Raw genomic sequence first — 681 nt, 5'->3', positions numbered from 1 at the left:
GGCTCATCACCCCAGAGAGCACCCCTTCTCCCGAAGTTACGGGGCTAACTTGCAAAGTTCCTTGGCGAGGGTTATCCCGCGCGCCTGAGTGCTCTCGCACCCGCCCACCTGTGTCGGTTTGCGGTACGGGTTCCCACGGGTTGTGCTTAGAGGCTTTTCTCGGCTCCCTGGCTTCGGGGGGTTGTCACCCTCACGGGCTTCCCCACCACGCAGAGCTTTTGGGGAGCGGATTTGCCTACCCCCCACCCTGCGCTTCTGGCCGGGCTCAGCCATGGCTCCGGTCCCCCTAGCCTAGAGCGTCCCCCCATCGCACCCGCGGGAAGGGCCGGAATATTAACCGGCTGCCCTTCGGCTACGCCCTTCGGCCTCACCTTAGGCCCCGCCTAACCCTACGCTGACGACCATTGCGTAGGAACCCTTGGGCTTACGGCGACAGGGATTCTCACCCTGTTTATCGTTACTCATGCCGGCATTCGCACTTCCCTTGCCTCCAGCCGCCCTCGCGGGTCGGCCTTCCTCGGCATCGGGAACGCTCCCCTACCGCCTGGGGGTCGCCCCCCAGACCCGCAGCTTCGGCGCTGGGCTTAAGCCCCGATCATTTTCGGCGCAGCGTCACTCGACCAGTGAGCTATTACGCACTCTTTAAAGGATGGCTGCTTCTAAGCCAACCTCCTGGCTGTC

Annotated in this window: 1 rRNA gene; it reads right to left on the bottom strand. The window is 63.7% G+C overall.

The annotated features are described in order from the left end of the window. Window positions 1–681, bottom strand: a 23S ribosomal RNA gene (locus ACYQ0J_RS09935); the annotation flags it as partial.

This window comes from Thermus sp. FJN-A (genome assembly GCF_054655095.1).
This window is presented reverse-complemented; position numbering and strand designations above follow the sequence as displayed.